The sequence below is a fragment of the Intrasporangium oryzae NRRL B-24470 genome, assembly GCF_000576595.1.
Taxonomy (GTDB): Bacteria; Actinomycetota; Actinomycetes; order Actinomycetales; family Dermatophilaceae; genus Intrasporangium_C; species Intrasporangium_C oryzae.
This window is the reverse complement of record NZ_AWSA01000044.1, coordinates 1-25369: the sequence shown is the minus strand read 5'-3', so window position 1 is coordinate 25369 and position 25369 is coordinate 1. Positions and strand designations below refer to the sequence as shown.

At 72.5% G+C, this 25369-nt stretch carries 22 protein-coding genes; 9 read left to right on the top strand and 13 right to left on the bottom strand.

The features are described from left to right. Nucleotides 1-3: 3 nt before the first annotated feature. Genes N865_RS16895 through N865_RS16885 form a run of 3 tightly spaced genes read right to left on the bottom strand, consistent with a single transcriptional unit; the run spans nucleotide 4 to nucleotide 2854 of the window. Nucleotides 4-1437, bottom strand: a complete 1434-nt coding sequence (locus N865_RS16895) for an SAM-dependent methyltransferase (RefSeq protein ID WP_084328322.1) — start codon at nucleotides 1435-1437, stop codon at nucleotides 4-6. Between the two features lie 59 nt (nucleotides 1438-1496). Then, complete coding sequence (locus N865_RS16890) at nucleotides 1497-2192, bottom strand: hypothetical protein (protein WP_051510836.1); 696 nt, start codon at nucleotides 2190-2192, stop codon at nucleotides 1497-1499. Beyond that, nucleotides 2171-2854, bottom strand: coding sequence for a hypothetical protein (locus N865_RS16885; RefSeq protein WP_034808461.1), 684 nt, complete (start codon nucleotides 2852-2854; stop codon nucleotides 2171-2173). The genes N865_RS16890 and N865_RS16885 overlap by 22 nt, the downstream gene beginning before the upstream one ends. A gap of 200 nt (nucleotides 2855-3054) precedes the next feature. On the opposite strand from N865_RS16885, the gene N865_RS16880 reads away from it, so the two are divergent. The 3 genes from N865_RS16880 to N865_RS16870 all read left to right on the top strand — a co-directional run bounded on the left by N865_RS16880 (nucleotide 3055) and on the right by N865_RS16870 (nucleotide 5826). Further along, entirely contained in the window at nucleotides 3055-3699 is a 645-nt protein-coding gene (locus N865_RS16880) for an SRPBCC domain-containing protein (protein ID WP_051510833.1), read from the top strand. A 48-nt stretch (nucleotides 3700-3747) separates the two neighbouring features. Continuing rightward, a complete protein-coding gene (locus N865_RS16875) occupies nucleotides 3748-4926 on the top strand; it encodes an NAD(P)H-binding protein (RefSeq protein ID WP_169735762.1) in 1179 nt (392 codons plus the stop codon). Between the two features lie 90 nt (nucleotides 4927-5016). Next, nucleotides 5017-5826: a nucleotidyltransferase domain-containing protein gene (locus N865_RS16870; RefSeq protein ID WP_051510828.1), complete on the top strand. Its 810-nt coding sequence runs from the start codon at nucleotides 5017-5019 to the stop codon at nucleotides 5824-5826. 28 nt (nucleotides 5827-5854) lie between these two features. Here the strand turns inward: N865_RS16870 and N865_RS16865 are convergent, their stop codons facing one another. From N865_RS16865 to N865_RS16840, 6 genes are all read right to left on the bottom strand, one after another. Continuing rightward, complete coding sequence (locus tag N865_RS16865; protein ID WP_034808458.1) at nucleotides 5855-8239, bottom strand: glycoside hydrolase family 31 protein; 2385 nt, start codon at nucleotides 8237-8239, stop codon at nucleotides 5855-5857. Further along, nucleotides 8236-10563, bottom strand: a complete 2328-nt coding sequence (locus N865_RS16860) for a glycoside hydrolase family 31 protein (RefSeq protein WP_211244919.1) — start codon at nucleotides 10561-10563, stop codon at nucleotides 8236-8238. Before N865_RS16860 ends, N865_RS16865 begins: the two co-directional genes overlap by 4 nt. Before the next feature lie 120 nt (nucleotides 10564-10683). After that, nucleotides 10684-11946: an ABC transporter substrate-binding protein gene (locus tag N865_RS16855; RefSeq protein WP_034808456.1), complete on the bottom strand. Its 1263-nt coding sequence runs from the start codon at nucleotides 11944-11946 to the stop codon at nucleotides 10684-10686. 155 nt (nucleotides 11947-12101) lie between these two features. After that, the gene (locus N865_RS16850; protein ID WP_084328319.1) at nucleotides 12102-13025 is read right to left on the bottom strand and encodes a carbohydrate ABC transporter permease; all 924 of its coding nucleotides are present in this window, start codon (nucleotides 13023-13025) and stop codon (nucleotides 12102-12104) included. After that, a complete protein-coding gene (locus N865_RS16845) occupies nucleotides 13018-13899 on the bottom strand; it encodes a carbohydrate ABC transporter permease (RefSeq protein ID WP_034808454.1) in 882 nt (293 codons plus the stop codon). Before N865_RS16845 ends, N865_RS16850 begins: the two co-directional genes overlap by 8 nt. After that, nucleotides 13896-15122 (bottom strand): ROK family transcriptional regulator, encoded by a 1227-nt coding sequence (locus N865_RS16840; protein ID WP_034808496.1) that lies wholly within the window; start codon nucleotides 15120-15122, stop codon nucleotides 13896-13898. Before N865_RS16840 ends, N865_RS16845 begins: the two co-directional genes overlap by 4 nt. A 326-nt stretch (nucleotides 15123-15448) precedes the next feature. On the opposite strand from N865_RS16840, the gene N865_RS16835 reads away from it, so the two are divergent. Further along, the gene (locus N865_RS16835) at nucleotides 15449-15841 is read left to right on the top strand and encodes an SRPBCC family protein (protein ID WP_157557743.1); all 393 of its coding nucleotides are present in this window, start codon (nucleotides 15449-15451) and stop codon (nucleotides 15839-15841) included. A gap of 31 nt (nucleotides 15842-15872) precedes the next feature. Here N865_RS16835 and N865_RS16830 read toward each other — a convergent pair whose 3' ends face one another. Continuing rightward, nucleotides 15873-16526: a flavin reductase family protein gene (locus tag N865_RS16830; RefSeq protein ID WP_051510825.1), complete on the bottom strand. Its 654-nt coding sequence runs from the start codon at nucleotides 16524-16526 to the stop codon at nucleotides 15873-15875. 169 nt (nucleotides 16527-16695) lie between these two features. Here N865_RS16830 and N865_RS16825 point away from each other — a divergent pair, with 169 nt between their 5' ends. Next, nucleotides 16696-17628 carry an oxygenase MpaB family protein gene (locus N865_RS16825; RefSeq protein ID WP_034808452.1) on the top strand — a complete coding sequence of 311 codons (933 nt, stop codon included), beginning with the start codon at nucleotides 16696-16698 and terminating at the stop codon, nucleotides 17626-17628. A gap of 28 nt (nucleotides 17629-17656) precedes the next feature. Here the strand turns inward: N865_RS16825 and N865_RS16820 are convergent, their stop codons facing one another. Both N865_RS16820 and N865_RS22825 read right to left on the bottom strand, forming a co-directional pair. Further along, on the bottom strand, nucleotides 17657-18745 hold the full coding sequence (locus N865_RS16820) for a cation diffusion facilitator family transporter (protein WP_084328318.1): 1089 nt from the start codon (nucleotides 18743-18745) through the stop codon (nucleotides 17657-17659). Between the two features lie 78 nt (nucleotides 18746-18823). Continuing rightward, nucleotides 18824-20512 carry a DUF4389 domain-containing protein gene (locus tag N865_RS22825; RefSeq protein WP_051510823.1) on the bottom strand — a complete coding sequence of 563 codons (1689 nt, stop codon included), beginning with the start codon at nucleotides 20510-20512 and terminating at the stop codon, nucleotides 18824-18826. A 187-nt stretch (nucleotides 20513-20699) separates the two neighbouring features. On the opposite strand from N865_RS22825, the gene N865_RS16810 reads away from it, so the two are divergent. Beyond that, on the top strand, nucleotides 20700-20963 hold the full coding sequence (locus tag N865_RS16810) for a PLD nuclease N-terminal domain-containing protein (protein ID WP_051510821.1): 264 nt from the start codon (nucleotides 20700-20702) through the stop codon (nucleotides 20961-20963). Between the two features lie 25 nt (nucleotides 20964-20988). Here N865_RS16810 and N865_RS16805 read toward each other — a convergent pair whose 3' ends face one another. After that, nucleotides 20989-22413: an MFS transporter gene (locus N865_RS16805; protein WP_084328323.1), complete on the bottom strand. Its 1425-nt coding sequence runs from the start codon at nucleotides 22411-22413 to the stop codon at nucleotides 20989-20991. Between the two features lie 175 nt (nucleotides 22414-22588). Here N865_RS16805 and N865_RS22820 point away from each other — a divergent pair, with 175 nt between their 5' ends. The 3 genes from N865_RS22820 (at nucleotide 22589) to N865_RS16790 (ending at nucleotide 25346) form a co-directional block, all read left to right on the top strand. Beyond that, nucleotides 22589-23347: a hypothetical protein gene (locus tag N865_RS22820; RefSeq protein WP_034808450.1), complete on the top strand. Its 759-nt coding sequence runs from the start codon at nucleotides 22589-22591 to the stop codon at nucleotides 23345-23347. A 199-nt stretch (nucleotides 23348-23546) separates the two neighbouring features. Continuing rightward, the gene (locus N865_RS16795) at nucleotides 23547-24314 is read left to right on the top strand and encodes a YqcI/YcgG family protein (RefSeq protein WP_169735761.1); all 768 of its coding nucleotides are present in this window, start codon (nucleotides 23547-23549) and stop codon (nucleotides 24312-24314) included. Between the two features lie 45 nt (nucleotides 24315-24359). Next, nucleotides 24360-25346, top strand: coding sequence for a pirin family protein (locus N865_RS16790; RefSeq protein WP_034808446.1), 987 nt, complete (start codon nucleotides 24360-24362; stop codon nucleotides 25344-25346). Nucleotides 25347-25369 lie beyond the last annotated feature (23 nt).

Below are 25369 nucleotides of genomic sequence, written 5' to 3'. Positions count from 1 at the left end.
CGGTCAGATGGTCCACGCGTCGTCGCTCGCGGCTCCCGTCGAGCCGTTCGGGGACACCAGAGCCGTGTCGATCGCGCCCTGGGTGTCCGAACCTCCGCCGAGGCGCGCAGCGGGCGCGAGCAGCGTCGCGCGGGTCAGCGGCATACCGCTCCGGCCGGCGCGCTCGGGACGAACGGCGAGCACCTGGTTGACGCCGATCCGGTTCGCCTCGAAGGCGAGCGCCGACCCGGCCATGTAGAGCCGCCACACGCGGGCCCGGCCCGGGCTCGACAGCGCGACGGCCTCGTCCCACGACCGCTCGAGGTTCGAGACCCAGGCGCGGAGGGTGCGGCCGTAGTGCTCCCGGATCGCCTCGACGTCTCGGACCTCGAGGCCGGCCTCCTCGATCGCCTCGACCATCGTCGAGAGGGGCTCGAGCTCGCCGTCCGGGAAGACGTAGCGGTCGATGAACGAGGTCCGGTCGACCGGGCGCCCGGCCTTGCGCTCGCGACGGCTGGGCGGCTCGTGGTCCGAGGCCAGCGGCCGACGAGAGATGGCGTGGTTGAGCAGGCGCCCACCCGGCTTGAGCAGCATGTGCAGGCGGGAGGTGTAGGTGGGCAGCATCGTGCGGCCCACGTGCTCGGCCATGCCGATGCTCGCGATCGCGTCGAACGGCCCGTCGTCCACCTCGCGGTAGTCCTGGACCCGGATCTCGACACGGTCGATGAGCCCGGCGGCCGCGACCCGCTCCCTGGCGAGCTGGGCCTGCGACTGCGAGAGCGTCACGCCCACGGCGGAGACGCCGTACTCGCGCGCGGCGTGGAGGACGAACGACCCCCAGCCGCAACCGACGTCGAGGACGCGCATCCCCGGCTCGAGGCCCAGCTTGCGGGCGACGAGGTCGAGCTTGGCGTGCTGCGCCTCGTCGAGGCCGTAGGTCGCGGACGCCTCCTGCTCGAAATAGGCGCACGAGTAGACGAGCGACGGCCCGAGGACGAGACGGTAGAACTCGTTGCCGACGTCGTAGTGGTGGGAGATGGCGCGGGCATCACGCCGGAGCGAGTGGAGAGGCCCGCCGAGACGGATCTCCTCGGCCGGGGGGCGGGGCGGGGGGCCGACGGCACGCAGGCGCACCACGGCCCTGGCGATCTCGGCCACGAGCCCGGGCGTGATCTGGACGCCGGGTCCCCGCTCGGGGTCGGCGAGCTCGCCCAGCCCGGTCATCGCGTCGAGCAGGTCGCCCTCGATCTCGATGTCTCCCGACACGTAGGCTCGGGCGAAGCCGAGCTCATTGGGGGCCCACAGCAGCCGCCGCAGGGCCCGCCGCGAGGTGAAACGCACGCGGAGGTCGGCGTCGGGCGGTCCGAGCGCGCTCCCGTCCCACGCCTCCAACCGGATCGGGACCGCCGCGCCGAGCGCGCCGCGTGCAATGGGCTCGAGCTCCTCAGCGACCGTCATCAGCCATCAACCGTCCTCGCTCGTGGTGGGCCGTGTGTGCCAGGTCAGGTCAGGTCAGGTCAGAGGACCATCGCCGACCCGGGATGCATGGCCCGTTCGGCGCGGTCACGGATCCCACGCAACATCTTGCGACTCATGACGGCGCTGGCGGCGGATACGGACTCGATGAGAATGACGGAGGCGGGGCTCACGTAGGCGTAGCGCTCGCGGACGATGAGCCGCGTCGTCAGCCCCGGGTGCCGGCGCACGACGAACGCCCAGGTGAAGTCGTAGGGGACGGACGGCGCCGCCGCACCCGCTGAGCCACCCGCCGAGCCGGCCATGGCCGCACCGGCATGGAGGACGAGGGAGTGTCCGGGGTCGACCGAGGCGACCTCGAGCGCGACCTGCGGGTGAAGACGCACGCGGTCGCCCACCTCGAGGTGCTGCCACGACTCGACGATGCGGGTGGCGCTGTGGATGTCGCAGCCGACGAGGTTCTCGAGGGCGTCGTAGCTGTAGAAGCCGGCGCGGCCCTGACCGATCTGGACGACCCACGGCCAGACCCGGTCGGGCGGTGCGTCGATCGTGATGGCCCGCGTCGCGACGAGTCGGGCGTCAGGCAGGACCTGGTCACCGGGAAGCGGCTCGGTCGTCTCCCCGGTCGTCGCGCCCCACCGCATCGCCGACCAGCGGAGCGTCCAGACGGACAGCCCGGCGGCGGCGACGCCACCGACGAGGGCGCCCGCCTTGATCAGCCCGGGAACCCGAAGCACGGGTAGAACCCTTCGACTCCCGGTCGCGGCACCTCGATGCACATCGACTTCACCAGCTCGAGGGACGCCTCGGCAGCAGTGCCCGAGGCGGCGCGGTCGGCCCCCGTCACGGAGACCCGGGCCGTGACTTCGCGACGCAGGTTGTTGTCGTTCGCATTCACGACGCCGGTGCCCGGGACGAGCACATGGTTGTGCACGCTCGTGTGCTCGAGCGCGCCCGTCCCGGTCCAGTTCGTCGCAAGATGGATCGTGACCGGGTTGCCCGCACCGTCGGCTCCCGGCAGGTCCGCCTCGACCGAGGCCCTCGTCAGGCGAGCGTCGACGGTGAGCGGCACCATCGCGCGCCCCTCCGCCTCGAACACGACGGGAGGTCCCCCGCCTGCGGCAGCCCGGAGCGCGCAGAGGTCGGTGACGCGGACGAGCGCATCCGTGAACCCCTGCTTGACCACGGGACCGGGCTGGGCGGCATACATCGCCCTGCTCGAGGAGACGAAGACCTCGGTCCGTTCGCAGCCCCGGGTCTCGTCGAGGAAGGCGAACCCGTTGGCGGCCTTGATGGTGTGGTAGATCCGAGGCTGCGCCGCTGCCGCGGGCGAAGCGGTGAGGCCGGCAGCCACGACCGAGATCGCGACGGCCGAACCGATGGCCCGTGCTCGCTTCATGTTCCCTCCCCAGCCCCGTCCCGTCGCGGGCCCAGAAACCACCCTGTACGTCGAGACTGCCACTCGGCCGGGACCCACGCCAGAGAACGGCGGGATGTGTGACGCGATGCGGCCGGCGGCGGCACTCGCCGGAGGAGCGGGTATGGGCGACGATGGATGAGGCACCCACCGAGCCACCCACCGAGCAAGGGACGACTCGCATGAGGCTGACGCACCGCCAGACCCTCGACGCACCTGTGGACGACGTCTGGGCCGCGTTCATGGACCTCTACCGGATCGGTCGCTCCTTCCCCGGCGCGGCCGTGACCGAGGTCCACGGCGACGACTTCGTCGGCTCGATCCGGGCCAAGCTCGGACCGTTCACGATGACGTTCGACGGGACGGGGTCGATGACCGAGCGCGACGAGGACGCGCGGAAGGCGCACCTCGAGGCGACCGGACGCGAGCGCCACGGCCTCGGCAACGCCGACATCGCGATCTCGCTGACGCTGAAGCCGGCCAGGACGTCGGGCGCCGGCGCGGACGCGAGCGCGGCGCGCACCGATGCGCGACTTGTCACGGACCTCGTCTTCGTCGGCGCGCCCATGGACTTCGGGACCGGCCTCGTGCAACGCGCCTCCGACCCACTCGTCACCCGGTTCCTGACGCGGATGGCGAGTCCCGAGAGCGCCGTGGCGAACGCGGACGACGAGGACGACCTCGACATCGTCCGGTCCGCCGCCGACCTCTTCGGGTCGTTCGCGAGCTCGCTGCGCGGTCGCGGGCCGAGTGAAGGCAACGGCAAGGGCAAGGGCAAAGGCCAGGGTCCGGGTGGCGGGCCGGCCCCGGGTCAGCGACGACGGTGAGGCACAACCGGTGACCGCCTCCGGCCCGCCCCGATGAGGGTCGTCGTCGTGGGGGCGAGCGGGTACGTCGGCTCGCGGCTCGTCCCGGAGCTGCTCGGCCGGGGCCACGACGTGGTCGCGACGTACCGCGGAACCCGCCGAGCGGCATACCCCTGGGTCCGCGACGTCGAGTGGCGCCGGGCCGACGTCCTCGACGAGGCGCAGGTCGTCGCGGCGGTCGAGGGAGCCGACGCCGTCTGCTACCTCGTGCACGGGCTCGGTGAGGACGACTTCATGACCCGGGACCGGCAGGCCGCCGACAACGTGCGTCACGCCGTCGGCGTCGGTGGCGTCGGACGGCTCGTCTACCTGTCGGGGATCGTGCCGGACGGGCCGCGCGAGGAGCTCTCGGACCACCTGCTCTCGCGCCTGGAGGTCGAGGAGATCCTCAGCAGCGCCGAGTCGTCGGTCCTGACGCTGCGCGCCTCGATGGTCATCGGCGCGGGGTCGACGAGCTTCGAGGTGATGCGGCAGCTCTCCGAGCGGCTCCCGGTCGTGCAGACGGTCCCGGCGTGGATGGCCACGACCTTGATCCAGCCGGTCGCCGTCGCCGACGCCGTCCACTTCCTCGCGGAGGCGCTCGAGCGGCCCGACGTGACGGGTCATCTCGACGTCGTCGGTCCCGACCGGGTCACCTACGCCGAGCTCCTCCGGGCGTATGCCGCCGAGTCGGGTCTGGTGCGCATCCAGGTCCCGGTGTGGCTGGCTCCCGTCGACGCAGTCACGCGCGTGGTCGGGGCCGTCGTCGACGTCCCCGCGGCGCTCGTCGGCTCGCTCATCCCGAGCCTGGGGCACGACATGGTCGCGGGCCGGGACGCCGCGGGTGAGCTCGGGGCTGCGGAGAGCGGGCCGCTGCCCGTCGCGGAGGCCATCCGGCGGTCGCTCGGACGTGCCCGTGCTGGCGGGGCCGGTGCGCGTTGGGCCGGTACGCACGGCCCGGCTGAGGGGGCCTTGGTCGACGGGGCCGTGATCGACGGGGCCGTGATCGACGGGGCGGTGGTCGACGGGGTCGTGGTCGACGGAGTCTTCATCGACGGAGTCCTCATCGACGGGGCCATGGGCGATGGGTCGGCCCTCGACGGGGCTGCGATCGGCGGCGACCCGATGGCCCCCTCGGTCGGCGACCCGCCCTGGTCGCGGCACCGGACCCTGTACCAGCGGCTGAGGGACTCGGCGGGGCTCCCCTGAGCCGCGCGTCAGCGGCAGCCGTCGGACCAGCCCGAACCGGGCACTGGGTGTGCCACGATGCTGCGACGCCCCGGAGCGCAGGGGGACACGATGGCGGACGAGGGAATGACCGGGTCGATCCCGCACGAGCAGCCGGGCGGGCTGCCGGCCGCGGCCCAGGCAGCCCTCGACGAGATCCTCGGCCGCGAGGACCCGCAGATCGTCGGGGTCGTCCTCAGCGGGTCCGCCGCGCGGGGCATGGCGACGCGGTGGTCGGACGTCGACGTGTTCGTCGTCCGGGACGCACCCGCCGACACCACAGTCCTGCGGAGCGCGGCGGTCGACGAGGTCCCGGTCTCCCTCGCCGAGCTGGAGCGGCCGGAAACGTTCGGCACGGACGGGTACTGGTACCGCTGGTCCTTCGCCTGGGCCCGGGTGCTCCGCGACGACACTGGCGGCAGGGTCTCCGCGGCCGTGCACCGACAGGCGATCCTGACGCCGACCGAGCAGGACGCCGTCCTCGGGGCGCGTCTCGACGGGTACGTCAACCTCGTCTACCGGGCGCTCAAGGCCGACCGGGAGGGACGCGAGACCGGGCGCAGGCTCGACGCGGCGGAGTCCGTGCCTTGGCTGCTCGACGTCGTCTTCGCCCTCGGTGGCCGGGTTCGCCCCTACAACAAGTACCTCGCGTGGGAGCTGCGTGAGCACCCGCTCGCGGTTCCGGAATGGTCGGCGGACGTCCTCGTTCCACAGCTCGAGGCCCTGCTCGACGGCGACCCGGCCGCGCTCCGCGAGGTGTTCGCGTCGGTGGAGCGAGAGTGCCGGCGCCGCGACGCCGCGCTCGGACGGGACGACCTCAGCACGACGATCGACGCCTGGGGCCCGGACCTCGACCTCCTCCGAGGCGCAGGCCGCCGGTAGCAGCGGGCCCCGAGCCCGCCCGACCGGGTCAGTCGTCGGTGGGGTCGGCCGGGCGGAGCACGACGCGGCCGGGAGCGAGCGTCCCGAGGTCGACCTGCCCCGACGGGCCGTGCGCCACGAGGTGGAACGCCTGCCGCCGGTGCTCGGGATACCCGTCGCCCTCCGTCCGTGTCTCGATCGCGACCTCGCCCGCCTCCCGGGTGACGACGAACGTCGTTCGCACGTGTGCGCCCGACAGGGCCGCGAACGTCAGGCCGTCGTCCTCGACGAGCAGGGACTCACGACGGCCGTCCGTGACGGGCTCGAACGCGTGCAGCTCGATCGTCTCCGGGTGGTGGCCGTCCGTCGACGGGGGCGCCTCGGGCCACATCGGGATGACCGCACCCGCCCGGGCGTAGACCGGGATCCGGTCCATCGGCGTGGGCGCGATGACGTAGCGGCCGCCCTCGTGCAGCTCGCCCGTGTGCCAGTCGTACCAGTGCCCGACCGGGAGGTAGACCTGGCGGGCCGTCACGCCCGGGGCGGTCACCGGGGCGACGAGCAGGTCGCGCCCGAAGAGGTACTGGTCCTCGGCGGCCGCGGCCGCCGGCTCGTCCTGGTGGTCGAACACGAGCGGGCGCTGGACCGGCTCGCCCGTCTCCGAAGCCCGGACGAAGGCCGCGTAGATGTACGGCATGAGCCGGTAGCGCAGCCGGACCGCCTCGCGGGCGTGGTCGTGGACCGCCTCGCCGAAGGCCCAGGCGTACTGGTCGATGTTGCCGATCTCGTTGTGGTTGCGGCAGAACGGCGTGAGGACCCCCAGCTGCATCCACCGCAGGAACAGCTCGGCGTTGGAGTTGCCCTGGAAGCCGCCGATGTCCGCGCCGACGAACGGCTGCCCCGAGACGCCGAAGCCCGACCCCATCGTGATGCTGAGCCAGAGGTGGTCCCAGCGGGACTGGTTGTCGCCCATCCAGTTGGCGGCATACCGCTGGATCCCGGCGAAGCCGGCGCGGGACAGGATGAAGGTCCTCAGGTCGGGCCGCGCCGAGCGCAGTCCCTCGTGCGTGCCCATGGCCATGAGCAGGGCGTACTGGTTGTGGAACCTCGCGTGCGAGGCGTGGCCGTCTTGGAAGAGCATCCGCTCGGCGGGGATGCTGCCCGTCGCCGGCTCGTTCATGTCGTTCCAGATGCCGGCGAGGCCCGACGCGACGTGGCCGGCGTTGAGCTCACCCCACCAGGCCCGGCCCTCCTCGGTCGAGAAGTCGGGGAACGCCGTGTCGCCGGGCCACACCTGGCCGATGTAGGTGTCGCCGCCCTCCGTCCTGCAGAAGACGTCCCGCTCGACGCCCTCGTCGTAGACCCAGTACCCGGGGTCGCGCTTGACGCCGGGGTCGACGATCGAGATGACGCGGAAGCCCTTCTCGGACAGGCGCTTCAGCATCCCGGCCGGGTCAGGGAAGCGCGACTCGTCCCACGTGAAGACGCGGAACCCGTCCATGTGCTCGATGTCGAGCCAGAGCCCGTCGCACGGGAAGCCGTCGTCGCGGTGGCGTGCGCCGAGCCGTTCGACGTCGTCCTGGGAGTAGGCGTGCCAGCGGCACTGGTGGTAGCCGAGCGACCACAGTGGCGGCAGGCTCGCTCGCCCGGTCAGCCACGTGTACGCCTCGAGGATGCCGGGCATCGACGGGCCCGCGAAGACGTACTCCGTCCACTGGCCGCCCTCGAAGCCGATCCGGTACTCGGTCGGGCGGCTGAACTCGTAGGACCCGCGGTAGCCGTTGTCGACGAACGACCCAGACATCGCGCCTCCGGGCCCAGCCTGGTGGTAGAAGAACGGGATCGTCACGTAGTACGGGTCGAACTCGACGCTCGTCATGTCGGCCCGCGGGTCGTCGGGCGCGAGCCCGGCTCGGAACTCCGCCGTCCCGTCGGGGTTGAGGACGTCGGTGTTCCACATCGTGAAGTCGCGGCCCTTCCGGTCGAGGTGGCCGCCCTTCTCGCCGAGCCCGAAGATCGCGTCGCCGACGCCGCACCGGCGCCGCATCGTGAAGGCGTCGTTGAGCGTGGCGTAGGTCCAGTAGCGACCGTGCTCGTCGGCGGCCGTCTCGAGGACGACGGACCCGTCGGCCCGGTGCACGTCGATGCGGAACGGGTCGAGCCACAAGGTCACCGTCATCGCCTCGGTGACGATCCGCCAGGCCTCGCCGTCCGACTCTGCCCGCCACGCGACCGGGCGCTCGAACGGGTCGACGCACACGGCATACGTCGGCTGCTCGTCGAAGGTGCCGCCACGGCTCATCTGGAGGCGCACGACGTCGGGGCGCACGACCTCGACGCGGAGGCGTTCGCCGTGGACGTCGGCGAGGAGCCCGCGCCTCGTCTCCTCGACGGCGGTGACCCGCTCGAACCGGATGAAGTGGTCGGTCCTCATCCGCCCATCCTCTCGAACACGCCGCGCAGGGACGGCCACGACTCGGCGCGGCACCACACGGGCACGACGTCGATCGGCACGTCGCGCTCGACGACGGCGCCGCCGGTCACGGCGGCCCCCGTCCAGACGTCGACCCACTCCCCCGTCGGGAGCCAGGCGCGCCAGGTCGTCGCGGCCGGCTCGGTCACCGCGGCGACGAGGAGGTCCGCGCCGAGCATCCACTGCTGCGGGTGGTCCCACGCGCCGGGTTCGCCGGGGTGGTCGAAGAAGAGCGGCCGCATGAGGGGGCGGTCCGTCGCGACGGTCTGCGCCGCGGAGGTCGTGAGGTAGTCGACGAGCGCCTCGCGCAGGTGCGCGAGCCGGCGGAACACGGGGACGACGCGCTCGTCACCCGTCAGCTCGGCGACGTGCCACGGGGTCCGGTCGCGCAGCGGCAGCTGGTGGTGGTTGAACTCCGAGTGGTACTGCATGATCGGCATGAATACCGACGCTCCTGCCGCGCGGAGGTAGAGCTCGGCGTCGGGGCCCGGCCCGGAGAATCCGGCGAGGTCCCAGCCCCAGTAGACGATCCCGCAGGAGGCGGCCGTCAGACCGGCCGTGATCGAGTGGCGGAAGGCCTCCCACGTCGAGTCCTCGTCGCCGGCCCAGAAGATCCCGTGGGCCTGTGAACCGGTGAAACCACTGCGGGAGAAGGTGATCGGCGCCTTGCCGTGCTTGCGGAGGAGGTCGCCGAGCGCCCGAGCGTAGTGCACTGGGTAGAGGTTGTTGCCCTCGTCGCCGCGGCGGCCGTCGCCGTAGCGCAGGTCGTGGCCCCACGCGTGCTCTCCGCCGTCGGTCTTGAACCCGTCGATGTCGAGGTCGCGGACGAGGTAGTCGCGCTTGGCCGTCCACCAGTCGCGGGTGCGCTGCGTCGACAGGTCGGGCATGAGCGACTTCGGGAACCACCAACCCCGGTTGAGGTATGCCGTCCCGTCGGCTTCGCGGACCGCGTGGCCTCCGCGCACCATCGCCTCGCCCTCGGCGAGGACCTGCTCGTGGAGGCCCTCCTCCGAGCGGGCGGTCTTGAGAAGGGGGATCTGCCAGAGGACGACCTTGATGCCCCGGGCGTGGAGGTCGTCGACCATGGCCCGGGGATCTGGCCAGGCACCGTCGGCCGGGAAGGTGAAGTCGTCTGCGGCGAACGGCGAGCCGTCGGGGTGGGGCACGTAGGTGGCGTCGCGGAAGATCATGATGCCCTCCTCGTCGCTCCAGGCCTCGATGACGACGACGCCGACCGGGATGTCGAGGTCACGGTGGGTGTCCATCCGCTCGCGGACGAGCGCCTCGGTGTTCCACTCGTTGCCCGAGGCCCAGAGCCGGAAGACCCATGAGGGGAGCTCCTCGGCCCGGCCCACCTCGTCGAGGAAGGCGCGGAGGACCTCGGTGGGCGTCCCGTCGTAGCAGGCGACGTCGACCGTCTCCTCCGGTGTGCCGCCGAGGGCGACCTCGACGACGAGCCGGTCCGGGCGAGTCGCACCGACGTCGAACCACGTGCGCCGGCTCGTCCGGACGTGGAACCCCCACGAGCTCGCGGCCGGGCCGTCCGAGTCCCCGGCGCCTCCGGTCCCGATGACGTGCGCGAACGGCATCGGCAGGTAGGTCCGGCCGTGGACGCCCTGCGACTTGTACTGCTCGAAGACGACGGCATCGAGCCGGCGACCGGCCTGGTCGAGCGCGTCGTAGCGCTCCCCGAAGCCGACGACGTGGTCGCCCTCGGCGAGCCCGAGGGCGAACCGGACCCGGTGGATCCCTTCGACGGACACGAGCCACTCGACCGAGCCCGGCACGAGGTGCCCGGCGGCGCCGGTGAGAGAGGCGGTCATCCCGGTCGGCAGGTCAGCGGATGCCGTCCAGCGCGCGGGAGCCACGTCGTACCAGTCGCTCGCCTCGGTCCGCCCGTCGTCGGTCGTCGCGACGAACCGGTAGGCGTAGCCGTCGGGTTCGTCGAGCGGCGGTGACGTGACGGCCCAGCCGCCCGAACCGCCGATGGAGGCGGCTTGCGCCTCCGCGAGGTGGCCCTCCCCACCGGCGAGCGCCGCTGCGTCCGCGGCACTCGACGTCACCGGGGCCATCACGAGGGGGCTCACCGTGTCCTCGGACCCGCCGTGCCGACGGCCGGCTGGCCGGGTGCGCCACTCGCACACGACCGAGCTCACCTCGGGCCGGGCCTGGACCCCGATCGTCATGGTCTCGCCCACCTCCGGGAGGACGGGGACACGCTGGTCGGGCGAGACGGCATACGGGTGCTCGATGCCGTGCGGGCGGTGGGAGATCAGGGTGCTCATGGTTCTCTCGGGGTCGCGGCAGGGTCGGGTCTGTGGGGATTGCTGTGGGGATGGCCGTGGGGATGGCTGTGCGGGTGGGTGCGCCGGGGGCGCGGGGGCGCCGGCGCACCCACCCCGGACTCACTTGAGGAGGGCGTCGACGGCCTTCTGGGCGTCGGCCAGCGCCTGGTCGACGCTCTTGCGGCCGGCGGCCGCGGCCGAGAGCTCCTTCGTCACGGCGTCCTGCATCTCCTGCTGGCGCTCGATGACCGGGGGCAGGACCGTCGCGTCGAGCGAGTCGAAGACGGCCTGGCGGTTGGCGGGCTTGCCGGCCTGCAGGTAGCTCGCGAGCTTGCTCTCGTCGGCGACGGGCGGCAGCTCCCAGCTCGTCTTGAGGCGCACGTCGGTCATGACGTCGGAGCTCGTCAGGTAGGTGACCCACTTCTGGGCCGCCTCCTTGTTCTTGCTCGCTGCCGAGACGACGGCGCCGTTGGTGAACATCGCCGACGCCTTGGTCGTGTTGCCCGGCTCGACGACGACGTCCCACGCGAAGGGCGCGTCGGCCATGCCGGAGAACATCCACACGCCCGTGTGCCAGAGGGCGAGCTTGCCGCTCTTGAAGAGCTTCGAGTCGAAGTCCGGCGTGCCGGCACCGTCGGCCTCGGTCGGCATCGTCCTGCCCGACTTGGCCACGAGGAACTGCGCCGCCTGCTTGCCTGCGGGCGAGTTGAACGTCGACGTCTTCTTGTCGGCGCTGAGGAACTGGCCGCCCGACTGGGCGAGCGTCTTGTAGAACTCGAAGAACGAGATCGGCTGGTAGTCGCCCCAGACGCCCTTGGCCTTGTTCGTCAGCTTCTGGGCCGCGGCCTGCTCGTCGGCCCACGTCCAGCTCGACGTCGGCTCGGCGACGCCAGCCGCCTTGAAGAGGTCCTTGTTGAAGAAGAGGACGACGTTGCTGAACGACTCGGGCAGGCCGTACTGCTTGCCGTCCGAGCTGAAGGCCTTGAGGAGCGACTCCTTGTAGGCCGAGCCGTCGACACCGGGCAGCTCGGCGAGCGCGCCGCTCTTGGCGTAGGTCACGAAGTTCTCGTAGTTGAGCTCGAAGGCGTCGCCCACGGTGCCACCGGCGACCGCTGTCTGGAGCTTGGTGAAGTAGTCGGCGTAGGGCGTCGTCTCGATCTTGACCTTGATCGTCGGGTTGGCCTTCTCGAAGGCCGCCTTGATCTGGTCGAGGTCCTTCTCGTGCCCGTCGTTGGCGGAGAAGTTGAAGTAGCGGACCGTCGTCACGCCGCCGGACGCCGCGGGGGCGTCGGACTGGGACGCGGAGCCCTGGGCGCAGGCGCCGAGCGTCAGCACGAGGCCGGCGATGACAGGCGCGGCGCTGCGCCTGGCGAGGTTCTTCATGGAGGTGCCTTTCGAGTGCAGCCGAGTCGGGGGCGGCTCGGTTCGGGTGGTGGGGACAGCGAGGTGGGGACGGCGAGGTGGAGACGGGGACGGGGAGGGTCGGTGGAGAGGGGGAGCGGCGGTTGGGAGGGATCGATGGGCGGGAGGGGGTGACCTCACTTGAGCCCGGAGTGCGCGACGCCGGCGATGATGTGGCGCTGGGCCAGCAGGTAGACGATCGCGATGGGGACGATCGAGAAGACCGACCCGGCCATGACGACGTCCCACTCGGTCGTGAACTGGCCCTGGAGAGTGGACAGTCCGAGCGGCAGCGTCATGAACTCGGGTGAGCGGATGACGACGAGGGGCCACAGGAAGCTGTTCCAGCTGCCCATGAACGCGAACACGGCGACGGTCGCGAGGGCGGGCCGGATGAGCGGCAGGACGATCGTCGCGAAGATGCGCAGGTGGCCCGCACCGTCGATGGTGGCGGCTTCGTCGAGCTCGCGCGGCACGCCCTCGACGGCCTGCTTGAGCAGGAAGACCCCGAACGCGGAGGCGATCGACGGTGCGAGCAGGGCCATGTAGGTGTCCTGGAGCCCGAGCGTCGTCATCTCGATGAAGAGCGGGACGACGAGGACCTGCATCGGCACCATGAGCGTCGCGAGGTAGAGGGCGAAGACGACGTTCCGGCCACGGAACGTCAGCCGCGCGAAGCCGTAGGCGGCCATCGAGCCGGTGACGAGCTGGAGCAGCGTCGAGACGACGGCGATCCACAGCGAGTTGAGCAGGATCCGCCACATCGGGAGCGTCTCGAGCAGCGTGCGGTATGCCGCTGTCGTCGGGTTCTCGACGAAGAGCGTCGGGCCGCCGGCCAGGGATCCCTCGGGGGTGATCGAGGTGATGACCGTCCAGAGGAACGGGAAGAGCATGACGAGGGCGCCGAGGGACACGGCCGCATACGTCAGCAGCCTGAGCCAGGGGCCCTTCCGAGGCCGGCCGGGCGCCGCGGGAGCGGCCTCACGGGCGGGAGCGGGCGACGCGACGTGTGACTCGACGTGTGGCTCGACGTGTGACTCGACGCTGAGGCTCTCAGGCATAGTGCACCCACCGCTTCTGGCCGCGGATCTGCACCGCGGTGATGATGAGGATGACGCCGAAGAGGAGCCACGACAGGGCGCTCGCCTCACCGGCCCGGCCGTAGCGGAACGTCAGGTCGTAGACCTGCCCGACGACGACCTGGCTCGCGCCCTGCGGGCCGCCCCCGGTCATGACGTAGACCTGGTCGAAGACCTGGAACCCGTTGATGAGGGAGATGATGACGACGAAGAACGTCGAGGGCGACAGGAGCGGGAAGGTGATGCGCCGGAAGCGCTGCCACGCGCCGGCCCCGTCGACCGTCGCCGCCTCCAGGACGTCGGAGGGGATGGCCTGGAGGCCGGCGAGCATGATCACCATGACGAAGCCGAGGTCCTTCCAGGCGGAGCTGAGGATGACGGCGGGCAGGGCCCAGGTCGGGTCGGTCCACCACCCGGGCTGAGGCAGCCCGACGGCGCCGAGGATCGTGTTGACGAGGCCGTTGGTCGGGTTGAGCAGCCACTTCCACACGAGGGCGACGACGACCCAGCTCGTGACCACGGGCAGGAAGTAGGCCGCACGGAAGAAGGACCGGCCACGCAGCTGCTGGTTGAGCACGAGCGCGAGACCGAGGCCGCCGACGAACACCAGGGGGAGGTAGCCGAGGCAATAGAGGAGCGAGTGGAGGAAGACGCTGCGGGTCTGGTCGTCGGTCAGCAGGTGGGTGTAGTTGTCGAGCCCGACCCACTTCATGGCCGAGATGAGGTTCCACTCGTGCAGGCTCACCCAGACCGAGCTCACCATCGGGATGACGGTGAAGAGCACGAGCGGGATCGCGCTCGGAGCGAGGAAGAACAGGACCCAGCCGCGGTTGCGCCACCGGCGCCCGCGGTTCACGGGGACACCGCCGCGCTCGTGGCCGGCGTCCCGGCCTGGAGCCGGGCCCGGACGAGCTCGCCCTGGGCGCCGCCGGCGACCGCGTCGAAGGGGGTCGCGAGGACGAGGGAGGCGGCGCCGACGGCCCACTGGTCCTCGGTCCACGGCTCGACGACGCAGCGGACGCCGCGTCGGGTCGGCATGAGGGCGCGGCGGAAGGCGTCCTCGAAGCCCCGCTCCCAGAAGCCCCAGTCGCCGATGCCCTCACCCATGAGCAGGACACACTCGGGGTCGAGGGTGTGCACGACCCCGGCGAGGCTCCGGCCGAGCATCCGGCCGGCGCCGTCGTAGATCGCGAGCGCCTCGGCCTCGCCCGCGTGGGCGGCTGCGGACAGGTCGGCGACACCGCCGTCGGGGTGCACGACGCCCCGGCGCACCGCCTCGGCGACGAGGCCCGCCTCGCCGATGTGGGCCTCGAGGCAGCCGCGGTTGCCGCACCCGCAGAGCGGGCCGTTGTCGGTGACGGGGATGTGCCCGATCTCGCCGGCGCCGCCATGGGCACCTCGGCTCACGATGCCCTGCTGGACGATGCCGCATCCGACGCCGAGGCCGATCGTCACGACGATGTACGACGAGTGCTGCCGGCCGATCCCGTAGACGCTCTCGGCGGCGGCGAGGGTGTTGACGTCGTTGTCGACGAGGACCGGCACCCCGAGGAGCTCGCGCAGCCGGGGTCCCACGGGGGCACGGTCCCAGCCGATCGTCGGGGCGTCGACGATCCCGGAGGCCTGCGCGTCGACCGCCCCCGGGATGCCGACGCCGATGCCGAGGAGGTTGCCCTCGTGGCGCGCCACGGCGTCGGACAGGATGGAGCCGAGGACGTCGAGGGCGCCGTAGGGCCTGGGGTCGAAGCGGATCGACTGCGAGGAGCGGACGCTGCCGTCGAGGTCGACGGACACGAGGGCGATGTGGTTCGCCGTCACCTTGGCCCCGATCGCGCCGCCGGCCGCCCGGTCGAGACCGAGGAGCCGGGCAGGGCGGCCGCCCTGGCTCGGGACCGACTCGAGCTCGGTGACGAGCCGCCGGGCCAGGAGCTCCTTCGTCGTCTGGGTGACGGTGGCCGGGCTGACCCCGAGCAGGCGTGCGATGTCGGCCCGGGAGGAGGGGCCACGGGTTCCGAGGAGCCCGAGGATCGCGGCGCGCACGAGGTCGCCTCGGTTGGGGGCGGTCCCGTTCTGAGTCATCGTCGGCTCGCTCACTGGTCGGTCGGTTCGGAAATCGGTGCCTGATGCGCCCTGCGGCGCTCGGCTGAGACTGCTTCGGTGCTGGGGAGGGTCAGTGCTGTGGAGTGTCAGTGCTGCGGAGTGTCAGTGCTGTGCGGTGTCGATACTGTTGAGTGGCCTTCAGCACTAAATTCACTACTAAATTTAGTCTGAAAGGTAGCCGCCTCCAGTGCGGTCGTCAAGACCTCCGCCGCAGGCGGGTCACCCCTGGCGTCACCCCCGGCGCCAGCCCCTGGCGTCATCGCCTGGCGCCACCCCCCGGCGTCACCGCGTGGCAGGGTGGGGAGATGGGTGACGTGAGGCTGCGGGCCACCGGTCCCGCCGCGCCGGCGACGGTGTGGGAGCGCTATGCCGACACGCGGCTGTGGCCGACCTGGTCGCCTCAGGTCCGCCGGGTCGAGGTCGGCGAAGGCAGCCCCCGCCTGCGCCCCGGCCTCGCCGGCCAGGTCGTCGGCACCCTGGGCGTGCGCGTCACCTTCGTCGTCGACGAGGTCGACGAGGGGGCCATGACGTGGTCCTGGCACGTCCGGGTCGGGCCGGTCCGGATGGCTCTCGACCACGGAGTCCGTGCTCATGACGACGGCACGCTGACGGTGCTCCGCATCACGGCTCCGACGCCGGTCGCGGCCGCCTACGCCCCACTCGCCCAGATCGCCCTCCAGCGCCTCGTCCGTCGCTGAGCGGCGCGTCGGGAGGGGAGCGCTGAGACCGTCAGGCGCCGGGCCCGTCGGTCGCCGCGCCGTCCCCGCCGACGTCGCGGCCCCAGACCGGGCGCCTGCGGGTGACGATCTCGCCGATCGTCGACCACTCGTCTCGGCCGAGGCGGGCGAGCGGGCGCAGTCGCCGGATGTCGGCGTACGGCCGCCCGGGATCGCTGAGGTCGAGCGCCTCCGCGTCGACGGACGCGTGGACCACCCTGGCGAGGACGAGCGTGCAGGCGCCCACCTCGACGAGCCGCTCGAGCGTGCACTCGAGCGCGACGGGCGAGGCGACGAGGCGCGGGCACGACACCGACACGGAGGGCTCCGTCTCGAGGTGCGCGAGCTCGACCTCGCTCACGTCAGGCGGCGCGTCGACGCCGGTGAGGTTGATCTCGTCGAGGAGCCACTCCGGGCTGAGGTGCACGACGAGCTCACCCGTCTCGCTGACGTTGCGCAGCGTGTCCTTGGCGCCGACCGAGGTGAACTGGACCACGGGAGGCCGGTGGGAGGCGACCGTGAAGAACGAGTGCGGCGCGAGGTTGATCGTGCCGCTCGCTGAGCGCGTCAGGACCCAGGCGATGGGCCGCGGGACGACGACCGACGTGAGCAGCGCGTAGCCCGCGCCCGGCGACATCGACCCGAACGGCAGCTCGTGGCGCTCCATGCGACCACATTAGGTCGGCCCGGCCGAGCGGGTCCGTTCCCGTCGGGGGGGCGCCCCGGGCCGCCAGTGACCCGTCCTCGCCCGTATGCCGCTCAGCGGGCGAGCGCTCGCGCGCTGAGCGGCATACGGGCGCCCGACACGCACAGCCGAGCCGACGTACGGTGGGTCCATGACGGTTCAACCAGTGACGCGCCTCCTGCAGCGCCGGTTGGGTCAGGTGCTGCGCACCAAGGTGGCGGGCGACGACGCGGCGACGCGCGCCCAGCGGATCTGGGGGGCCGAGGGCGAGCGCTGGTTCACGCCGGCCGACCCGATCTGGCGGGTGCACGCCGACGCGTCGATGTTTCCCGGCGGGATCGCCTCGCTCCTGCTCCAGTCGCTCCACCCGCTCGCCATGGCCGGTGTCGCGGGGCACAGCGGCTACAAGAGCGACCCCTGGGGGCGGCTCCAGCGGACGAGCCACTACCTCGCGACGACGACGTTCGGCACGATCGAGCACGCGACGGAGGCGATCGAGCTCGTTCGCTCCATCCACGAGCGGGTCCGGGGGCGCGACGAGCGGGGCCGGCCCTACCGGGCGAACGACCCGCGCCTGCTTCGTTGGGTCCACGTCGCGGAGATCGACTCGTTCCTCCGGGCGTACCAGGCCTTCGCGGCGGAGCCCCTGAGCGACGACGAGGCCGACACGTACGTCTCCCAGGCAGCCGTTCCCGCGCGGCTCCTCGGCGTCGTCGAACCGCCGACCGATGTCGCGGGGCTGCGGGCGGTGCTCGACTCCTACCGTCCCGAGCTCGAGTCCACCCGTGCCGCACGCGAGGCCGCCCGGTTCCTGCTCCTCAGCCCGCCGCTGCCGCTCATCGCCCGACCGGGTTACGGCACGCTCGCCTCCGGCGGTGTCTCCCTCCTGCCGGGCTGGGCGCTCGACATGCTCGACATCCCGCTGCCCGGGCCGGTCTCGCGGTTCGTCGCACGGCCGCTCGGTCACGCGGGCACCGCCGCTGTCCGCTGGGGCATGGCCGGACTCGGGGAGCGTCGGCCCTCCGACCCGCCCAGGCCGGACGGACCCGACCAGCCCGACCAGCCCGACCAGGCTGCGAGCTGAGGGCGCTTCCGTGAGGTGAGGCTGGCGGTCAGCGTTCGAGGGTCGCGTCCTCGGGGACCGACAGCGTGATGATCGCCCGCTCGACGAGCTCGTGGTCCTCGATCACCCCCGCGATGTCGCGCAGGCGGCTCGCGACCGCGGCCTCGTTGTCGTCGCCCACGAGGTCGACGGCGGCGATGAGGAACACCTTGCCGGGGCCGACGAACTCGAGGTGGAGGAAGGTGACCCGCTCGATCTCGGGGACCGCTGCGAGCCGCTCGAGCGCGCGCTCGCGCAGCTCCGGCGCGACCGACTGGCCGACGAGGAAGTCACGGTTGCGCGAGATGAGGAAGACCGCGATGACGCCGAGCAGCAGGCCGACGAGGATCGACCCGGCCGCGTCCCATTTGGGGTTCCCCGTCACCTGGTGCAGCCAGATGCCGGCGCCCGCGATGAGCAGGCCGACGAGGGCTGCGGCGTCCTCGAAGTAGACGGCACGCAGGGTGGGGTTGGACGTGTCGGTGATGAACTGGAGCGGGTGCAGGCCCGTGCGGCGGGCCGCCGTCCGTGTCTGTCGCCGGGCCTGGAGGAACGAGACGCTCTCGAGGACGAAGGCGATCGCGAGGACGGCATAGGCCCAGCCGTAGTTGGTCTCGGACTCGGGCGCGGTGAGGCTCTGGATGCCGTGCCACACCGAGACGATCGAGCCGGCGCCGAAGAGGCCGAACGCCGCGAACATCGACCAGACGTAGGCCTCACGCCCGTAGCCGAGCGGGTGGGAGGCGTCGCGGGGTCGGGAGGAACGACGCTCGGCGAAGAGCAGGAAGATCTCGTTGCCGGCGTCCGCCCACGAGTGCGCGGCCTCGGCGACCATCGACGCCGACCCGGTGATGACGGCGACGAAGGACTTCGCGAGCGCGATGAGGGCGTTGGCGACGAGCGCGACGAGGACGGTGACGAGGCTCTCGCCACCGGACTCCTGCGCCTTCGTCGTGTCCTTCAGCGTGCTCGAGCCGTCGGGGTCGGGGCCGTCGTCGAGAGCGCGGTCGCGACCATGGGGACGGCCGTGTTCAGGATCGCGCTGGGAATCATGTTCGGGATCGGGGCCGGCGGTGTCGCTGCTCGCATCAGTCCGCATGTCCGCCAGTCTGGCCCGTGCGCGCCCCGGAATGAAGGGCAGGTGCCCGGTGCGAGGCCGGACAGGCAGGCGGGGGCCCTACCGCGGTGGCGCGGCGCCGGCCCGTTCGGCGGGCACCTCGTCCGTGCCGGCGGGCGGCCGGCTCCTCGGACCATGAGATGGCCGGTCGCCGCCGAACCCATGACCGAAACCATGACCGAACCCGCCGTGCGAGCCGCCGGACCCGTCGCCCGGGCCCTCGGTCGGGGTCACACAGCCGCCCTGGTCGAGCCGGAAGGGCGGGTACACGTCCGTCATGAGGGCGGCATACGCGACGACGCGGTACACCCAGCGGTTGAGGCCGACGACGATGTCGAAGACGCCCTTCGGATACGTCCCGCTGAAGAGCAGGACGAGTCCCGCGACGAGCGCGATGAGCCCGAGCACCCCCGGCCACGTCGGCCCGCGCCACTCCGAGCTGCGCGGGTTGGAGGACGTCGCAGCCGAGCCGATGAGGATCGCGAGGACGATCCAGTGCGGCACGAGGAGCAGCCACTTGACGAAGACGAGGCCGCGCGAGAGCCGCGGCGGGTACGCGATGTCGAGGCGGGCGTCGTCCTCGGGCAGCGCGTCGAGCGTGAAGGGAGGGTAGCGATCGGTGCCGAGGCCGCCGTTGCCCGCGTAGTAGGCGACACGCCAGGTCCACCTGAGCACCCCGACGTTGAAGTCGAAGAGGCTGCGGGGGTAACGGCCCGTGACGAGGATCGCGAACCACGCACACACGGTGAGCGCCCCGAAGGCGAGCCAGAGGAACACGAGCAGGACGAGGTGCGGGACCGCGAGCAGCCACTTGACGAGCCACCGCCACCGCGAGAGCGCCGGATCGAGGCGGGCCTCGAGGACGACCGGGTCCTCCTGCGTCGGCATCGCGACGCCGTATGCCGGCGGGCCGGGGAAGTGCCAGACCGACGTGCCCGAGTCCCCTTGGTACGCCAGGGGTTGGTACGCCAGGGGTTCGGACGACAGGTGTTGGGACGATGCCGGCTCCGTCACGGGCCCAGCGGCATATGGGGCACCCGTGGGCGGGAGGGCGTCAGGTGGCCCGGTCGGGCCGGGGAGCCCTCGACTGCGGCCGCGGACCGCGATGATGATGAGCGCGACCGCGAGGCCCGTGAGGAAGAAGCCGAGGATGATGGAGGCGGCAAGCGCGGGGCCGAGGATCGGGCTGCGGACCGACGCGGTGAGGTCGACCGCGACGCCGGCCGAGCCGTCGGCGTTGAGGACCGCCACCGCCCACCGGCCCGTGTGCGCCGTCCACGTCAGCTCCTGCACGCCCGGGCCTGAGGTCCGGGCCTCCCAGATGTCCTGCTCCCCGGGCGGGGCGACGGTCGTCGATCCGGGCATCGACGTGTAGGTCGGGTTGCCACGGAGCCCCGTCGAGGTCACCTGGTCGTGCGCAGCGCCCGTGAGGTAGGCCGCGAGCTCGGCGTCGGGCGCGATCCCGATGAAGATCGGCTTCGTGGCATCGAGCGAGCGGGCCCGCAGGCGCACCTGGAGGTCGAGCGGGTCGATGACCGTCTCCGGGGCGTCGAGGACGAAGACGACGTTCTCGGCCGTGACGGCCACACCGGTGGAGTCGAGCCGGTCGAGGTGGAGCGAGTACCAGCCGTCGGCGTCCCGCGCCGCGAGGCTCGCGATGCCGACCGCACCGCCGCCGAGGAGCAGGCCGAGCCCGGGCAGCAGGACGAGGCAGCCCACAATGAGCGCGATGACGTGACGAGTCCTCATGACGACTCCAGACGACGTTCCCCTGGTGGACCCGACGCTACGCGCGCGCCGGGCGCGTGTCGGCCGGAAGCGACGAAGAGGTCCGTGACTCCTTCCTCACACGGCTGGGCCGGCACCCGCTCGGGCGTGGTAGGCCGGAGGGGAGGGTGGGGACTCCACCCGGCGCCGCGCGAGCGAGGAGCACGTCATGAGCAGGAAGTGGTCGGACCTGAGCAGGGGTCAGCAGCGAGCCGTGGTCATCGCGGGCACGGTCCAGATCGCCCTCGCGACAGCCGCCTGGGTGGATCTCGCCCGTCGGCCGGCCGAGGAGGTCAACGGCAGCAAGGCGATGTGGGCGGCGATCATCGCCATCAACTTCGTCGGCCCGGTCGCCTACTTCGCCCGCGGCCGCAGGACGCCGCTGATGAGCGACCTCGAGAGCCTCGACGACATCGAGCTCGACCTCGAGTGACCTCGAGCTCGGCCTCGAGTGATGGTCACGTCGTCCGGGCGGGCACGGCTCGGCGACGGGTGTCGCGGACCGTGCGGACGAGCAGCACGAGCGCGACGAGCTGGCTGAGGGCGATGACGACGACGAGGGCCGGCACCGAGCGGCCGTAGAGCCAGCCGGCCACCGCTCCCCCGACGATGGCGAACACACCCTGGACGCCCGCGAAGACGCCATACGCGCTCGCGCGGCGCGGCGGGGCGACGACCTCGGCGACGAGCGCCTTGACGGTCGAGTCCTGCACGCCGTAGGCCGCTCCCCAGACGACGACGCCCGCGAGCACGGCCCACAACGAACCGCCCAGTGCGAGCGCCGGCACGAGGGCGACGAGGACGGGCACGGCGTAGAGGACCGACCCGCCGACCCGGTCGTAGACCGCGCCGACGACGAGCGCCGCGAGCGCCTCGACGAGCATGGCGCCCGCGTAGACCACCGGGACGGCCGCCACCGGGACGATGCCCTCCTGCGTCAGGTGGAAGCCGATGATGCCGAAGGTGACGAGCCCCCCGGTCGTGAGGCTCGCCGCGAGGGCGTAGCGCCAGAACTCGGGCGGCAGCTGGGTGCCGAGGGCGTCGCCGACCCACCCGCGGATGCCGCTCGTCCGGGTCGCCCCCGCTGCGTTGGCCTGCTCGCGCGCGGGTGTCGGGGCCGCGGGTTCCGGGGCGAGCTCTGGGGCGGGTTCCGGGGCCGCAGCCTGCGGAGCGGCCGGGGGTTCCGGGACGGGTTCGGCCGCCGCAGCGTCGTACACGGACGGGTCGGGGACCCGGCGGCGGATCATGGCAAGGATCAGCATGGCGGCCGCGCCCGGGATCGCCAGGACGAGCATGCCCGGCCAGATGACACCTCCGGCGAGCGCGACGACCCCGGCAACGAGGAGCGGACCGAGGAAGGCGCCGAGCTGGTCGAGCGCCTTGTGGACCCCGAACCCGCGCCCGCGCCCGACCGCGCCGGCGACATGGGCGAGCAGGGCAGACTTCGACGGGCTCCGGACGGCCTTGCCGGAGCGTTCGAGGAGGATGAGGACGATGGCGAGCCCGAGACCGGCGGCGCCGACGAACGGCGTGACGGCGAGGAGCGGGACGCACACGGCGGTCAGGCCGTACCCGATGACGGTGAGCGACCAGTAGCGCCCCGACCGGTCGGCGAGCGGTCCGAACACGAGCCGCAGGACGAGTGCCATCGCCTCGCCTGCGCCCGTCACGAGCCCGACGACGAGCGCGCTCGCGCCGAGGGACGCGAGGAGCGGTCCGTACATCGACCGGGCGCCCTCGTAGACCATGTCCGCGGCGAGGCTGACGAGCCCGAACCAGACGACGACCCGCCACGCCGACCAGGGGTGCGAGCCGTCGGTGTGGGACCCCTCGGCCGCGTCGACCCGGGCCGGGCCGGCCTCGTGCTCCACCTCGTGCGCCATGTCGTCCTCTCCGCCGCGTCGCTCGGGCGCACTCAGGCCACGGGCGACACCCACCACGATCGTGCAGGCGAGCCTTCCACACCAGAGCACCGACGACCCGGGTCAGGGTCCGCTCCGGGGTCGCTCGGGGTCGACCCCCATGGTCGGACCCGCCCGCGCTCGCGAGGCTGGAGCCATGGAACCGTCACCCGACCCGCGCCCCTTCGCGCTCGCGATGCCGCTCCTGCTCTTCGCCCAGGGGATCGTCGCCTGGGTGGACCAGCTCGACGGCCGTTCCGGTGACGGCGCACTCGGGGGCGCCTCGGCAGTCCTCCTCGTCGCGACGGTCGCGTCGGCCTTCTGGCTCGCGGCGCTCCTCGCCGCCGTGCTTCCCCGCGGGCTCGGCCCCTCGCTCGGTGTCGTGGCGACGGGTCTCGGGGCGGGCGCCACGACACTCGTCACCCTCGGGGACCCGACGGGTCCCATCGGCGGCGTCTTCGACGGCGTCTTCGGCATGGTCCTCGGCCGCGCCGTCTCCAGCGCACCGGCCGCCCTGACCGCGGGCGGTCCCGTCCTCGTCGGGGCCGGCCTCGCCCTGCTCCTCGCGGCCCAGACGCGAGCGGGCCGTATGCCGCTCGGTTCCCTCGCGCTCGCGGCGCTCGCCGCCGTCGTGGTCGCCTCCCCCTTCGGGCTCGTCCCTCTCGGCGCGGTGCTCCTCCTCATCGCCCTCGGGCCGGTCCTGCGTGGGCCCGAGCCCGCTGAATCCGTGCCGGCGCGACCACACCCGGCCATGGGGGAGCCCTCGGACTCCGCCACAGCGGCGGCGAAGGTGCGGCCGGCAGGCGGCCCAGCGGCATACGCCCTGACCGTCGAGCGTCACGGCGCACGGCCGGTTGGGGACCCCGGCATGCGCCCCCACTCGGCGGAGGCCTGGCGGCCGGCGAGCCGGCGCTGACCGCTCCGCGGGATCTCGACGTGCGAGACCGCGTCCGGTGGGCGACGATGAGGGTGCCGAGTGGCGATGCCCGGGCCCGTGTGCCAACCTCGGCGGCGGTCGGAGCGTCAGGAAAGGTAGGGCTCGGGAAGGGCCACAACGGGTCATCGACCGATGGACCCATGGACCCATGAGCGACGGGGCGTTTGAGGGGACGAGCATGAGCGACCGAGCAGGCCGGAGAGCCGAGACAGCCCACCCACCCACTTGTCCGATCCCGCTGACCCAGCACCCGCTGGCACAGCACCCGCTGACCCATCCCCCTCTGGTCCAGGCGACCCCGGGCGAGGACCCGGGACTGGAGGCGGTCCTGCGCGACCTCGGCGCCCGCGACCTCGAGCACGCCAAGTCCTCCGAGGTCCTCAAGGCCTTCGAGACGCTCGCCACCCACCCCGACCACCCCTGCGGCGGGGCGGCCGCGGTCTTCCGGCACGGCTGCGTCGCCCACATCGTCCTCGACGACCTCGAGGCTCCCGGGACCCCGGCGACGCTGCTCGACTACCTCCGGTGCTTCGCCGCCGGCGTCGCGCAGACGGAGGGCCTGCACTCGTTCATCGTCAGCTTCCGCGGTCCGCGCCTCGACGCCTCAGGCTTCGACGCGGCACTCACGGACCTTCTCGCTGCCATACGGTCCGAGGAGGCGACGCCAGGCGGGACGGGGCGTCGGCCGACGGGCGGGACGCTGCGTCGCATCGACGTGCCCGGGCCGCCGGCAGCACCGATCCCACCCCAGCGACCGGCCCACGTGCCGTTCAGCGCCGGCGGGGCCGACTACGTCGTCATCGGGCTCCATCCCGAGGCCGACGCGACGGCCATGCGCGCGCCGCTGCCGACGATCGTCTTCAACCCGCGCGACCAGGTCGAGCAGTTCGAGCTCTTGCGCCGGAGCGGACACCCGGCCATCGTGGCGTCGAGAAGGCGCCTCTAGGGCCGCCCGCCGACTCCGGGGCGGGCGCGGCGCCGAGGAGGCGCCATGAGCAACACCGAGCAACGACCCGCCGAGACGACGTGCGAGCACCACGACGAAGCGTCGGGGACGGCGGGACGGACAACCCTCCTGCCCTACCGCGAGGTCCCCCTCGGCGGCCCCCGCGCGATGCCCGTGCGGCGCAGCCTGCCCCAGCGCGAGCGCTCACTCATCGGGGCCTGGTGCTTCGTCGACCACTACGGCCCAGACGATGTGTCCGAGACCGGCGGGATGGTCGTCCCCGGGCACCCGCACACCGGCCTGCAGACCGTCTCGTGGCTCTTCACGGGCGAGGTCGAGCACCGGGACACGACGGGTGCCCACGCGTTCGTGCGCCCGGGAGAGCTCAACATCATGACGGCGGGCTCCGGGATCGCGCACTCGGAGTACTCCACACCCGGCACGACGACGCTCCACGGCGCCCAGCTGTGGGTCGCGCTGCCGGAGTCGGAGCGGTTCGTCGCGCCGGGCTTCGCGCACTACGCCCCGCCCGTCGTCGACGTCGACGGGGCGCGCGTGCTCGTCTTCATCGGGTCGCTTTTGGGTCAGACCTCCCCGGTGGCCACCCACTCCCGGCTCGTCGGCGCCGAGGTGACCCTGGCTGCGGGTGCCAGCCTCGACCTACCGCTCGAGCCGGCCTACGAGCACGGGTTCCTCTGCGACACGGGGACGCTCACGGTCGACGGCATGACGGCCAAGCCCGGCGAGATCCTCCACCACCCGACCGGGACGACGCGGCTGACCCTCCACGCCGGTGACGCCGAGACGCGGCTGCTCGTCCTCGGCGGCGAGCCGTTCGGCGAGCAGATCGTGATGTGGTGGAACTTCATCGGGCGCAGCCACGACGAGGTCGTCCGCTTCCGCGAGGAGTGGCAGCGCGAACGCGCCGATGCGGCGCAGCGCCCGGGCCGCTACGGCACCTTCCCCGACGCGTGGGACCACACCCTCCCCGCGCCGGAGCTGCCCAACCTGCGCCTGCGCTCCCGCGGCTGACCCACCAGCCCACCCCACCCCAG